Raw genomic sequence first — 12,786 nt, forward strand, 5'->3', positions numbered from 1 at the left:
CAAAATTTAATAATTTTCTTGGTATATAGTAGCCTTTAAATCTTTAATATTTACATAAATTGGTATAGGTTGCTCGATACCTTTAAACCGATATTCGCCCATTTCTTCTAACTCTAAACGTTGAGAAGGTTGCAACATTTTATATGTCGCGTCACTAACTATTAATTTACCAGGAGGACAGATTGATTCCATCCGTGAAGCTAAATTAATTGTTGGCCCTAAAACTGTATAATCTACCCGTAATGTACTACCCACATCTCCCACAACAGCTTTTCCGCTATTAATAGCAATACGTAATTCTAAAGGGTGAGACAACACTTTGTTTACGTTCATTCTTGCTAAACGACTTAACATTCCTTTAGCTGCTCTAAAAACTCTTTCGGCGTGATCCGCTTGCGGTTCTGGTGCGCCAAAAAAAGCCATAATACAGTCACCAATAAATTTATCTAAAGTTCCGCCTTCAGCAAACACTTCCTGCAACATTTCCTCAAAAAAAGCATTGAGTAATTCGGAAATTTTTGCTGGAGTCAATTTTTCAGAAAGTGCTGTAAACCCGACGATATCAGCAAACATAATACTAATTTCACTTTCTTTAGGAATTAACCGAGTATCTGATAAATTACCCGCTTGCATCATCTGTTGTACCACTGCTGGAGAATGGTATCTTTCTAAACGATGACGAATTTTTTCTTCATTTCTTAATTGCCGAGTTAATAACCATCTTTGTACGCTAGAAGCTACTAAGTTAGCCAAGGTAGAAAAAAAACTTAAATTTTCATCTTTTTGCTGAATTGATTCGCTAATTGGAATATGTCCATCAGCATATAAAACTCCGACAACTTTACTTTCATCCCATAAAGGAACAGCCATTACACTATGAATATCTTTGGTGATAATACTGATTTCATTACCAAACCTTTCGTCGAGTTGGGCATTAGAAGTTTGAATTGCTATTTTTTCCGAAAATACTGTTTGACATATACTGCGACTAATCCAAACACCTTCATTGGGTAAGGGTTGAGAATAATTTTCTTCTTTAACCGCCTCATTAAATAGTTTTGGATTTCCGGTGTCACAATCGACAATTAACAAAGCTAAACGTTCCATATTTTCAATGTAACGGAATACTACTTTTTTGACTGCCAGAAATATTTCTTCTATCGATTCCGCTGAATTTAAATTTTGCGCGATATCAACTAAGTCTTTTAAGCGAGCGATCGAAGTTTCTTGTCGTTTAACTTTATCAACTAAATTATCCGCCTCTATCCATTGCGCTTTTAAATCATTCACATTGCGAACAATGGTCATTCCTTCATCTAATTCAGGCTGATCGAATTTTCGCACCCGAGGTAAAGTAGAATCATTTAAAATAACTCTGGCATCAATATTTCCTAATTTAATCCAATCATTATGTGCTAGAAGCGTCGAATCCGTCAAAATTTTATCATTTAAAGAAGTACCATTTTTACTGCCCATATCTTGAATAAACCATTTGCCTTTGCCTTGCTTATAAATTCGCGCATGACATCGAGAAATCCCAAAATATGGCAGGTGTAAATTATTTTCTGGTAAGCGCCCGATCGTAAATTCATCTTGATCTACTGGTACTATAATTTCTTGATTTTCTAAGTAGACACACAGCTTAAGCTCTGCCATTTCTTTATCCTTTATAACTATTTATTTTTTTTCTAATAGCGACCCTGATATAAATTTACACATTCACGGATGAAGTAATTTTTTCCTGTCCAGATCATGTCCCCAGTCTAACCTAATAGTTAGTTTCAATAGCTAGATTTGTAAAGAAAAGACGTGACGGTTGTAACATAAAGATGATTAACATCAAGCAATTGTTAACTTAGGATTAGAGAGTTATTAGATGTCACATCTTGCTAGTATTTTCCTTTATCCAATAAAATCCTTAGATGCTATAACTGTTAACCAAGCAAAAGTTTTACCCAGCGGTGCTTTGTGGCAAGACCGAGAGTTTGCTATCGTAGATGCACAAGGTCGGTTTGTGAATGGCAAACGTAATGCGAAAGTGCATTTATTGCGATCGTCTTGGGATGTGAACAAAAAAACTATCTGTTTACAAATTCAGGGAACCGGAGAAAAAACCGCATTTGATATCGAGAGCGATCGTTCCGAACTTCAATCCTGGTTAAGTAAATATTTTGGTTTTGCTGTCACATTAGTAAAAAACTCAACTACTGGTTTTCCAGATGATAACATTGCCTCTGGCCCAACTGTGATTAGTACCGCTACTCTAGAAACCGTCGCCACTTGGTTTCCGGGAATTTCTGTAACCGAAATGCGCCAACGCCTCCGTAGTAATCTGGAGATAAATGGCGTTCCTCCCTTTTGGGAAGATCGACTTTTTGCCAATGAAGGAGAAGTTGTAAAATTTCAAATTGGCGAAGTGATATTTGAAGGAATTAACCCTTGTCAACGTTGTATTGTTCCGACTCGTGACTCGTTAACAGGTGAAAGTTATCCTAATTTCCAAAAAGTTTTCACAGAAAACCGCCGAGAAAGTTTACCAAATTGGGTAAATTCATCTCGATTTAATCACTTTTATCGGTTGAGTGTTAATACAAAAATTCCTGCCTCGGAAGCAGGAAAAATTTTACAAATGGGAGATAAAATTAAACTGTTGTAATTAACTTCAATTAAGCTACAATTGCTAATTCTCCTGTATCTAAATCATAACGAGCACCGACAATTTTTAATTTGCCTTCCGCAATCAAATTAGACAAAATTGATGAATTTTCCTTCAATTTGTTTACTTGATATTTCACGTTCGCGACAACTGCATTTTCTACCGGATCGCCTGGTTTTCCCTGTACCGATCGCGCAGCAGGTTTAATCTCTTCCACAAAAATTCCAATTCTTCCCGGAAGCGGATCGCCTTTTACTGCTGCTGCTACTGCACCACATCTTTCATGTCCGATTACCATAATTAGTTGAGTTCCTAATACTGCGGTGGAAAACTCTAAGCTACCTATACCAGATTCAGTAGCAACATTTCCCGCAATCCGAACTACAAATAAATCCCCAAGTCCCTGATCTATAACGATTTCTGCGGGAACCCGTGAATCAGCACAGCTGAGAATTGAAGCAAAAGGAAATTGTGCAGTAGCAGTTTCTTTCAAACGCGATCGAGATGGCAAATTTTGCCGCTTTTCTGCAACAAATCTTTTATTTCCTTCTAAGATTCTTTGTAACGCCGCATCAGGAGCAACTGGTTGGGGTTTTTCTTGTGCCTCTGCTAGCTGCGGAGTCACCATTTCCTGTACACCCCAAAGGAATCCACCAGCAGCACTAGCAGCTAAACCAGTACTTCCAATTCCCGCCCATTTTAAAACATTACGACGACCAATAAAACCATTCATGCGACCCATAATTATGCTCGCTTACACTCCACTATTTCATGCCGAAGACAAGTTTGTATTCTATTAAACTATTTAAGTAGATCTAAAAAATGAGTTTTTTATTAAAAATAATTAAAATAATTCAATTAATATTAATTTATGTTTAAAAATAGCCAAAAAGTGTTATTGCCAAAAAATTGATCGAGTAATCTAGCAAAATCATCTAATTTGTGTTATTTTTAAGCGATTAAAAAAATTATTTAACTAGGTGGTAATTCCAAAGGAATCGCACCCATTAAACCTTTACGAAAGTCATTTAAAAGTTGCCTTGCTGTCCGTTCTACGTCGCCTTGATTACGTTCTTTCGCTAAATTTACTAAATAATCTTCGCCTGTATATTCTTTAGCATCTAATCCATAACGAGATTGCAAAGGAGATCCGGGCAAAAAATTCCTGGCGACATCTCCTAAATAGTTCAACAATTCCACTAATTCGGCAGCGACTCGCTGATTATCATAAGATGCTTCGCCGATATCTTCACAAATCGCTAATTTAATCGCTGCTTCTTGATCGTTTAATTTACCGGGAATTACCCCAGGTGCATCTAATAATTCCATTTCTTGAGAAATTCTCACCCAACGTAATTGTTTAGTTACTCCGGGACGACGGGCGCTTTCTACGACTCTTTTATTCAACAATCGATTGATTAAAGCTGATTTTCCCACATTAGGAAAACCGATGACGACAGCGCGAACCGGACGGGGTAACATTCCGCGATCGCGCCGTCTCCGATTCACCTCCACCCCTGCCACCTGCGCCGCTTGCGCCACAGCCTGGATACCCTTACCATGTTGGGCATCCGTAAAATACGCAGTTTCCCCCTGCGACTCAAACCAACTTTCCCAAAGTTGGCGCACTTGCGAAGGAATCATATCCATACGGTTAAGCACCAAAACTCGCGCCTTACTTCCCACCCACTGCGGAACTTGCGGGTGTTGAGTTGCCAAAGGAATTCGCGCATCCCGAACTTCGAGCACCACATCCACCAGCTTTAGCTGTTCCTTGAGTGCCTTCTCAGCTTTGGCAATATGTCCGGGGTACCATTGAATCGCAGGAGTAGTCATAGTGGTTGGGGGTAGGGGGTTGGGGAAATGAGGAGATGAGGAGATGGGGAGGTGGGGAGATGGGGAGAAATTGAAGCAACAAACTCCCCCCATTCCCCCATCCCCCTACCCCCCTACCTCTTCCTCCTAGTCCCCACTCCCCGATTAAGGAACAATCAAAACAGGACAGGGAGAAAGGTTAATCACGCGATAAGTGACACTATCGGCGCTTCCCTCTTCTGTTAATCCTAGCCCTCGGCTACCCATAACGATTAAATTTGCTTCAATTTCGTCAGCAACATCGCAGATCGTAAAAGCTGCTTTGCCTTCACGTTCCATGACATCAGCGGGAATTCCTTGATCGGCAAATAGACTTTGGGCAGTTTTCAATAATTTTGCTACTGCTTCGGGTGAAGTCATCGCATCTGAATTAACTGATTCTCCTTCAGCTGGCGGTTCTACTACGGACAGCAAAACGAGACGGCTACCATACTTTTGTACGATATTCACCACTACATCAGCCGCTTCACGGGCTTCCCGACTTTGATCCACTGGGAATAAAACTGTCTTAAACATTTAACTTACCTCGCGATCCCTCACTCCGGTAAAATGTGGACTGCGTAGACAGAACGGACGACCATAAGTTGGCACGCTGATTTCGTAAAAAAAGCATTTAGGAGGTTACTTCGGTGTCCAAGAAAACTGTAGCAGATCTCACGTCCTCAGACTTAAATGGGAAAAGAGTCCTGGTAAGGGCTGATTTTAACGTTCCTGTAGATGATGGTAAAATCACCGATGACACCCGCATTCGGGCTGCTTTGCCAACCATCCAAGATTTGACAGGTAAAGGAGCAAAGGTTATACTATGCAGTCACTTTGGCCGTCCCAAGGGTGTTGATGAGAAACTTCGTCTTACTCCTGTTGCTAAACGGTTGTCAGAATTGTTGGGAAAAGAGGTGAAAAAGCCTAGTGATTGCATTGGCGAAGAAGTTGCCTCTGCTGTTGCAGAAATGCAAGATGGCGATGTTTTGTTGCTAGAAAATGTCCGCTTCCACCCGGAAGAGGAAAAGAACGATCCAGAATTTGCTAAGGAGTTGGCTTCTGTTGCAGATTTATATGTTAATGATGCTTTTGGAACTGCTCACCGTGCCCATGCTTCTACTGAAGGTGTGACTAAATTTTTGAAGCCTTCGGTTGCGGGATATTTGATTGAAAAGGAATTGGAATATCTGCAAAATGCGATCGAAAATCCGCAGCGTCCTTTAGCAGCAATTATCGGTGGTTCTAAAGTTTCTAGCAAAATCGGTGTAATTGAAAAGTTACTCGAAAAATGCGACAAATTGTTTATCGGCGGTGGCATGATTTTCACCTTCTTCAAAGCTCGCGGTTTAAACGTGGGTAAGTCTTTGGTAGAAGAAGATAAACTAGAATTAGCGAAATCTTTGGAAGCAATAGCGAAAGAAAGGGGCGTGGAATTACTGTTACCAACTGATGTGGTAGTTGCAGACAAATTCGATAAAGATGCTAATTCTCAAATTGTTAGCATTGAAAACATTCCTGATGGTTGGATGGGTTTAGATATTGGCCCTGATTCTGTGAAACTGTTCCAAGATGCTCTGGCAGATTGCAAGAGTGTAATTTGGAATGGCCCAATGGGTGTGTTTGAGTTTGATAAGTTCGCTGCGGGTACGGAAGCGATCGCTCACACTTTAGCAGACTTAACCAAAAAAGGTGCTATTACCATTATCGGCGGTGGCGACTCTGTAGCTGCTGTAGAAAAAGTCGGTGTAGCCGATCAAATGAGTCACATTTCCACTGGTGGTGGTGCTAGTTTGGAATTGCTAGAAGGTAAAGAACTGCCCGGAATTGTGGCATTAGATGAAGCTTAATAATTTACCTGATTAAGCTTAAATAAAATCCACAATCTCAAAACCATTAGTAAGGGTATGGTGTACCATACCCTTACTAATATTTTATTTAATATTATTTCTAATTAACAAGCTAATGGCAAGAATTGAAAAAATTTCCGTCAAAAACTACCGAGTACTGCAAGATATTACCCTTAAAGATATTAAACCATTTTCCGTTTTTCTTGGCTCAAACGGAAGTGGTAAGACTACCTTTTTTGATGTAATAGGTTTCTTATCAGATTGTCTCACTACTAATGTTCGGAAAGCTTTAGAAAAAAGAGGACGATTTCCCGAAGTTATATCTCGTGACTGCAACCGTCAAGAAATTGAAATAGCCATTCAATATCGTGAAAATAGTAAATCGCCTCTGATTACTTATAGTGTAGCCATTGGTTTACAAAGTGGTTCGCCTATTGTTTCTAGAGAAAGTCTCCGCTGGAAACGAGGGCCTCATGGTAAACCATTTGACTTTCTGAAATTTGAATATGGTGAAGGTGAGGTAATTAGCGGTGAAAATCCTGAAATTAATGACAACAGAATCTACTATCGAATGGATGATCCAAGTTCCCTTGCTATTAAAACTATTGGTCAATTATCCGATAACCCTCGTGTAGCAAGCTTACGGCGTTTTATAGAAGGATGGTTCCTCTCTTACTTTATTCCTGACCAAGCACGCCAATTAGCAACTGTTGGAGCAATGGAACATCTCTCGCGTGAAGGTGACAATATTGCTAATGTAGTTCAATTTTTAGCAGATGAATATCCTAAAATTTTAGATAAAATACTCAAGCAATTAACTCATCGAGTTCCCCAGTTAGAACGAGTAGAATCAGAACCAACCATTGATGGCAGATTAGCTTTATTATTCAAAGATGCCCCATTTAGCCGACCATTTTTAGCCCGATTTGCTTCAGATGGAACTCTAAAGTTACTAGCATATTTGATCCTATTAAATGATCCTAATCCTCCTCAGTTGCTTTGTATTGAAGAACCAGAAAATGGGCTTCATCATCGATTGCTTGAACCCCTGAGTGAAGAATTAATTGCATATTCTCAACGCGCTCAAGTTTTTGTATCAACTCATTCTCCATTCTTTGTAAATACCATTAAAGATGCTAAAAATTTGTGGATTTTTCAACGAGATAATAATGGTTATGCAACTGTTACAAGAGCCGATCAAATACCTGATGCCAAACACTTTATAGAATCACAAGCAGGGTTGGGAGATCTCTGGTCTGAGGGCTAAGCTGTTCCGCATTTAAATTGGATTGTTTGGAAACAGAAGAAAATTCGTCTAATTCTCTCCCCTGCCCCCCTGCCCCCCTGCTCCCCTGCAATCTTAATAAGTGATTTAAATGCGTGACAGCTTATCTTAGAGGATTACCATATTAATTGGAGCAATCATGCACATTGAATTCTTAGTAGAAGAATATTCAACTGAAGTAACTTTAAAAATTATTATAGCCAGTCTAAATGAGTCATGAAAGAAGTAAAAGGGTAATCTGGTAAAATAAGAACGGCTTGTAACCGAGAAGTAGAAATGAGAGCAGTAGAAGATTCAGAAGTTAGAAAACAGCTAAAGACTCTCGAAGATTTTATTAAAAGTAATCCAAAATCGGCAGAAATGAAGAGAGCATTAGCAGCTAAATTGGCGTTAGAGGGATATCGCTATGAGAAAATTAAAGAAATTTTAGCAGTCTCAGTAGGGTTTATCAGTAAATGGTTTAATGCTTTTAAAGTCGGCGGTAATGAAGCTTTAAAATCCAGGTATAAAGGCACAGAAAGTTATTTAAGCCCAGAAGAAAGAGCGGAAACAATTGCGTGGTTAATTCAGCAAAAAGCTTGGGATATTTCCGAATTAGAAACTTATTTAATTGACAAATATGATGTAGTTTTTCAATCGCGACAAAGCTATTATCAGATTTTTCAAGAAGCGAAAATCTCTTGGCAAAAAGGAGAACAGGTGAATCCTCGATATGATGCAGAATTAACTAAAAAAAAAACCAAGAAATTGCCGCACTTCTCGAAAAACATCGCACCGAAATAGAGGCCAGAAAGCTGGTGGTGTATATTATTGATGAATGCCATCTACTCTGGGACGATATCTGTGGTTATCTGTGGAACTTCATCAAAGAACCAGTGAAAATTCCACTGTTGAATCCCAAAGAAAGACAGACTTATTATGGAGCTTTAGATCTATTAACGAAAGAATTTATTCTCGACCCTTATCCCCAAGGAAATGGAGAAAACACTGTCAATTTTGTCACTCAACTACAACAAAGAAATCCGGGAGCCAAAATTTTATTGATCTGGGATGGAGCTAGTTATCATAGAGGAGAGGAAATGAAAAAATTTTTAACTCAACAGAATCAAGAAATGACTCCCGAAGAATGGAATGTTACTTGTCATAGATTTGCGCCTTACGCTCCCCAAGAAAATCCTGTAGAAGCAATTTGGCTACAGTTAAAAAATTTACTAAGAAGATTTTATCGGTTTGGTAAAAGTTTTGCCATTGTGAAGCGGTTATTTCAGCTTTTTGTTGATTTCAAACTTTTTAATGTTCCTAACTTTAAAAACTACGATGCTTTTTCACAATTCATTTAGACTGGCTATATACCTAAAATTATCGGAGATAATCACAGTTTCCTTATTCATAATTTTCAAAATAAAGATAGGCTCTTAAAAAAACTACCAGAACGTATGAATGCTTATGCTAAATTTGTAACGGAGGACTGGCGTATAGTAATTGTAGTAGACCAAGATCGAGATGACTGTTTAGAGTTAAAAAAAATTTTGTGTGATGCTAGCAGTGTAGTTACACAACAAAAAGGTGACATAGTTCTCCATCGAATTGCTGTAGAAGAATTAGAATCTTGGTTTCTTGGTGATATATCAGCTATTTGCGCTGAGTATGAAAAAATACCAATTTCTCTATGCAAAAAAGCAGGTTTTCGCAATCCAGATACTATTAAAGGTGGAACTTGGGAACAATTGGATCGAATTCTTAAAAAATATGGTTATGAAACAGGTTTACAAAAAATTGACTTTGCTCAGAGAGTTGCTCCTTATATGGATGTAGAAAATAATCAGTCAAAAAGTTTTCAAGTTTTTCGCGATGGACTCAGGAAAATTATTGACTAAAAGATTAATGATGTACCCGTAATTTGTACTTTGCCATAGTTTCTGAAAAACATTAGTAAGGGTATGGTATACCATACCCTTACTATTTAACTACGGAAGCTTACTATTCCGCAAAATCTTGACGCAATTTATTTTCTTGTTCAGTTGATAAGTTGGATTGAATCAGTTCGCCTTTCTCTTCATCTGAAAAAGCTGCTTCTACTTTGTCTAACACCACTTTACCTGTTAGCAAAAATAGGGCAGATGTGCCTTCGGTGACTTTGCTTTGAACACTTTTGATAAAGTCATCATTGATGCCATAATCAGTGAAATAACCTGAAAGCGCACCTGCAAGTGCTCCTACTGCCAAGCCTAACACTGGCACAAAAAAGATTAATCCAAACAACATACCCCAAAATGCGCCACCGAGCAAACCTGCGCCTACGGTATCCATTGCTTGATAGGTTTTGGGGCGTTTGCGTCCTTGGGGCCAAGAAACGATCGCTGCATCCAACACTTCAATTATTTCTTGCTTTTGCAGGTCTTGCAGTTTTTTCAAAGCATTGTCTGCGCCATCAGCAGTCGTAAATTTCCAAACAGTTAATGTTGCCATGATTTTCCTCGCACTTTTGATTAATATTGGTTGCAAAAAAATTGTAAATTGTAGACTTTATGCCTACATTAAGGTTAGTTCAATTTCAGGAATTGATGTAAGCCTTTAATGAGAGCAACGAAAACGCATAATTACTCCTAGTTTTTGTGTTTTTTTGCTGTAAAGAATTAGGGCTAATGATTAGCCAGCCTAGTGTGAAGTATGAGGAGCTTTTTTAAGCGGAGCGATCGCTTAAAATTTCAATTATCCTGGGTCGTTTCACCTAAATTGGTTGAATTTATTCCCCCGCGCATTATACGCTAACATCTGAGTTTTTCACAAGTCTTTTCTTAGCTGAATTTCAATAAGTTAGTTATTAAAACCTAAAGATTTGCTTACGGATTAGTTATTGGTGTTTCGCTAGGAGGCAATGAATTAGTTTCTGTTGGTGTAGGTTCTGCTGTCGGTGTTTCTGTTGGTATAGGAGTTGGTATTTCTGTGGGTGTGGAAGTTGGGGTTGGTTCTGGTGGTGGGGGAGTTTCCGCTGTTAAAGTGATTTGATAATCAACTGGTTTTTCTGCTTTAGAAACCACTACAAATTCATAAAAACCACCTTGGGAAAGTGTGCCTGACCAAGTGCGTTTGGTTGTATCTTCTAATAATGCTGGTTGTTCGCTTGTTGGCGGATAAACTGAAAATAAAACTTTGCTCTCTGCTTGCAGTTTTACGTTCATAATTTGCCCAGCAGCAAGTCCAGCAATGTAAGCTTTTCCTTCTCCTGGTTTGAGTGTACCGCTAACGCGATCGCCTATTTCCCCTTGAGGAAATACGATTCTTTGCAAAGCATTACCATATTTAATCGCATTAACTTTATCAAAAGCTATTGCTTGCCAAACTTGTCCAATCGGTTTATCAATAAAATTTTTCCCTTGTTGTTCGGGAAATCTGGAGAAAAATTCCCCGTCCGTAAGGTCGTAAAGGGCGCGACTGCTAAGTTTTTTATTATTTACTTCTGCTTTCCATTGCAAGCGATCGTTTACCGTATAACTTCCCAAACGGCGACGAGATTCGCTACTTAAAAATCCCAATTTATCCAACCATTCAGAAGCAATTCTATCCCATTGTGTCCTCAATTGTTCGTCTTTCGGTTCATCACTTAAAATCTTTCCTCGCTGACTTGGATTTCTTTGCCAAAATGTCTCATTGACTAAATTTAAAAAGAAATTATAATCGATACCTAAAGCTTGACGACGATCGCGCAACGCATTTTTTCTCGCTAGTTCTTGAGGAGAAAGTTTAGAAATCGGAGGTTCAGGTTGTATTGTTTCTGTTGGTTGTTCTACAGGTGGACGAGGCGGTTTTCTACTCTTTTTAAATAAGTTACTATTGCTAATTGCTAAACCTATGCCAATGGCGAGCGCAATTAATAAACCTGTAGTCAAAATTCTCCCTAAACAACCACTCGAACTACTACTTTGATTCCTGTTAGTAGCAGGAATTGTTGCTGGTTGAGTTGCTGCTGGTGCCACTGCTACAGTATTTTGAATTGTCGCATAATTTGGTGTTTGGGTAACAGGAATAACCGGATTTGTATTACCTGCCAAAATTTGAAAAACTTTCCGAGCATTTTGATAGCGATCGCTCGGACGATGAGCTAACATTTTATCTAAAGTCATACCAAAACTGGGACTAATATTTACTTCCCTCCGCCAGTCCCAAGTCATATTATTCGGATCGATTAATTGTTGGGGTTCCTTACCAGTTAATAACACCAAAACAGTCGCCGCTAAAGCATATAGATCGCTGTGCGGATAAACTAACCCAACCTGCATTTGTTCGTGGGGTGCATAACCAATTTTACCTAATCGAGTAGCATAAGAAGGCGCAACATTGGGCGATGCTTGGGTAAACTGAGATTCAGCATTTGCAGATACTTCTTTCACTCCCCCAAAATCAATTAATACTGGCAATTTATCAGAATTTCTCAAAATGATGTTATCAGGAGAAATATCACGGTGAATTACACCCAAGCTGTGAATATATTCCAAAACTGGCAAAAGTTGCAACATTAATTGTTTAACTTCTGGTTCTGTGAATTTCTGCTTTTGGCGTTTCCTCCCATCCAATAAAGCACGATAAGTTTCCCCTTCAATATAATCTTGAACTAAGAACAAATGCCCTTCATCCTGAATTTTTGCCCGAAATAATTCTCGAAACTTGGGGATTTGCGGATGTTGTAATTTGTAGAGAGTGCCTGCTTCTCTTTCAAACAATTCTACAGCTTTTTGTAGTGCGTAAGTACCTTGAACTTGGGGGGCGAACTCCTTGAGAACACAAAGTTCATTGAAGCGGTTAGAGTCTTCCGCCAAATAACTACGCCCAAACCCACCTTGTCCCAGTTGGCGGACGATTCGATAGCGATCGCCCAGCAGCAACCCCGGATAAACACCTTTAACAACAGGTTGCTCCAGCTTCTCCCCACACTGTTGACAATAAAGATTAGTATTAGCGTTTTCGTGTCCCTTAGAGCAATAAATCGGCATCATACCTAAGTTTCAAGCTGGGCTGTTAGATTTTAACTTATCTCATCCAGATTAGCTCAGTTAAGTACGCATTGTAATTATTCAATTTTGCCAGTTTTTTAGCTGATAATCTCAAACTTAGTTGCGTTACCGTTTTTACTTGATTATACG

At 38.9% G+C, this 12,786-nt stretch carries 11 protein-coding genes; 5 read left to right on the forward strand and 6 right to left on the reverse strand.

From position 1 onward, the window contains the following. Positions 1 to 6: 6 nt before the first annotated feature. Positions 7 to 1,656 (reverse strand): adenylate/guanylate cyclase domain-containing protein, encoded by a 1,650-nt coding sequence (locus ACE1CA_RS23595; RefSeq protein ID WP_413278175.1) that lies wholly within the window; start codon positions 1,654 to 1,656, stop codon positions 7 to 9. Positions 1,657 to 1,876: 220 nt separating this feature from the next. Between ACE1CA_RS23595 and ACE1CA_RS23600 the strand changes: the two genes are divergently transcribed. Continuing rightward, entirely contained in the window at positions 1,877 to 2,656 is a 780-nt protein-coding gene (locus tag ACE1CA_RS23600; RefSeq protein WP_413278176.1) for an MOSC domain-containing protein, read from the forward strand. A gap of 10 nt (positions 2,657 to 2,666) precedes the next feature. Here the strand turns inward: ACE1CA_RS23600 and ACE1CA_RS23605 are convergent, their stop codons facing one another. From ACE1CA_RS23605 to ACE1CA_RS23615, 3 genes are all read right to left on the reverse strand, one after another. Beyond that, complete coding sequence (locus tag ACE1CA_RS23605) at positions 2,667 to 3,398, reverse strand: carbonic anhydrase (protein ID WP_413278177.1); 732 nt, start codon at positions 3,396 to 3,398, stop codon at positions 2,667 to 2,669. A gap of 230 nt (positions 3,399 to 3,628) precedes the next feature. Further along, positions 3,629 to 4,492, reverse strand: coding sequence for a ribosome biogenesis GTPase YlqF (gene ylqF, locus ACE1CA_RS23610; RefSeq protein WP_413278178.1), 864 nt, complete (start codon positions 4,490 to 4,492; stop codon positions 3,629 to 3,631). A gap of 144 nt (positions 4,493 to 4,636) precedes the next feature. Beyond that, positions 4,637 to 5,047: a universal stress protein gene (locus ACE1CA_RS23615; RefSeq protein WP_413278179.1), complete on the reverse strand. Its 411-nt coding sequence runs from the start codon at positions 5,045 to 5,047 to the stop codon at positions 4,637 to 4,639. 113 nt (positions 5,048 to 5,160) lie between these two features. Here ACE1CA_RS23615 and ACE1CA_RS23620 point away from each other — a divergent pair, with 113 nt between their 5' ends. From ACE1CA_RS23620 to ACE1CA_RS23635, 4 genes are all read left to right on the forward strand, one after another. Next, a complete protein-coding gene (locus ACE1CA_RS23620) occupies positions 5,161 to 6,360 on the forward strand; it encodes a phosphoglycerate kinase (protein WP_413278180.1) in 1,200 nt (399 codons plus the stop codon). Between the two features lie 115 nt (positions 6,361 to 6,475). Continuing rightward, positions 6,476 to 7,627 carry an AAA family ATPase gene (locus tag ACE1CA_RS23625; protein WP_413278181.1) on the forward strand — a complete coding sequence of 384 codons (1,152 nt, stop codon included), beginning with the start codon at positions 6,476 to 6,478 and terminating at the stop codon, positions 7,625 to 7,627. A gap of 294 nt (positions 7,628 to 7,921) precedes the next feature. Next, positions 7,922 to 8,985 (forward strand): IS630 family transposase gene (locus tag ACE1CA_RS23630; RefSeq protein ID WP_459563618.1). Its coding sequence is split into 2 segments (ribosomal slippage): positions 7,922 to 8,378 and positions 8,378 to 8,985, totalling 1,065 coding nucleotides; the frame shifts between segments, so codons are not numbered across the junction. Between the two features lie 45 nt (positions 8,986 to 9,030). Then, positions 9,031 to 9,522 carry a DUF4276 family protein gene (locus tag ACE1CA_RS23635; protein ID WP_413276751.1) on the forward strand — a complete coding sequence of 164 codons (492 nt, stop codon included), beginning with the start codon at positions 9,031 to 9,033 and terminating at the stop codon, positions 9,520 to 9,522. Positions 9,523 to 9,625: 103 nt separating this feature from the next. Here ACE1CA_RS23635 and ACE1CA_RS23640 read toward each other — a convergent pair whose 3' ends face one another. Then, positions 9,626 to 10,114, reverse strand: a complete 489-nt coding sequence (locus ACE1CA_RS23640; RefSeq protein ID WP_413276700.1) for a DUF1269 domain-containing protein — start codon at positions 10,112 to 10,114, stop codon at positions 9,626 to 9,628. A gap of 374 nt (positions 10,115 to 10,488) precedes the next feature. Continuing rightward, entirely contained in the window at positions 10,489 to 12,639 is a 2,151-nt protein-coding gene (locus tag ACE1CA_RS23645) for a protein kinase domain-containing protein (RefSeq protein WP_413276701.1), read from the reverse strand. Positions 12,640 to 12,786 lie beyond the last annotated feature (147 nt).

It is taken from the genome of Floridaenema evergladense BLCC-F167 (genome assembly GCF_041929205.2).
Lineage (GTDB): Bacteria > Cyanobacteriota > Cyanobacteriia > Cyanobacteriales > Aerosakkonemataceae > Floridanema > Floridanema evergladense.

Coding starts and splice junctions, on each gene's coding strand:
- ACE1CA_RS23640 (WP_413276700.1), bottom strand. CDS start 10,114: ATGGCAACATTAACTGTTTGGAAATTTACGACTGCTGATGGCGCAGAC.
- ACE1CA_RS23605 (WP_413278177.1), bottom strand. CDS start 3,398: ATGGGTCGCATGAATGGTTTTATTGGTCGTCGTAATGTTTTAAAATGG.
- ACE1CA_RS23600 (WP_413278176.1), top strand. CDS start 1,877: ATGTCACATCTTGCTAGTATTTTCCTTTATCCAATAAAATCCTTAGAT.
- ACE1CA_RS23595 (WP_413278175.1), bottom strand. CDS start 1,656: ATGGCAGAGCTTAAGCTGTGTGTCTACTTAGAAAATCAAGAAATTATA.
- ACE1CA_RS23645 (WP_413276701.1), bottom strand. CDS start 12,639: ATGATGCCGATTTATTGCTCTAAGGGACACGAAAACGCTAATACTAAT.
- ACE1CA_RS23615 (WP_413278179.1), bottom strand. CDS start 5,047: ATGTTTAAGACAGTTTTATTCCCAGTGGATCAAAGTCGGGAAGCCCGT.
- ylqF (WP_413278178.1), bottom strand. CDS start 4,492: ATGACTACTCCTGCGATTCAATGGTACCCCGGACATATTGCCAAAGCT.
- ACE1CA_RS23625 (WP_413278181.1), top strand. CDS start 6,476: ATGGCAAGAATTGAAAAAATTTCCGTCAAAAACTACCGAGTACTGCAA.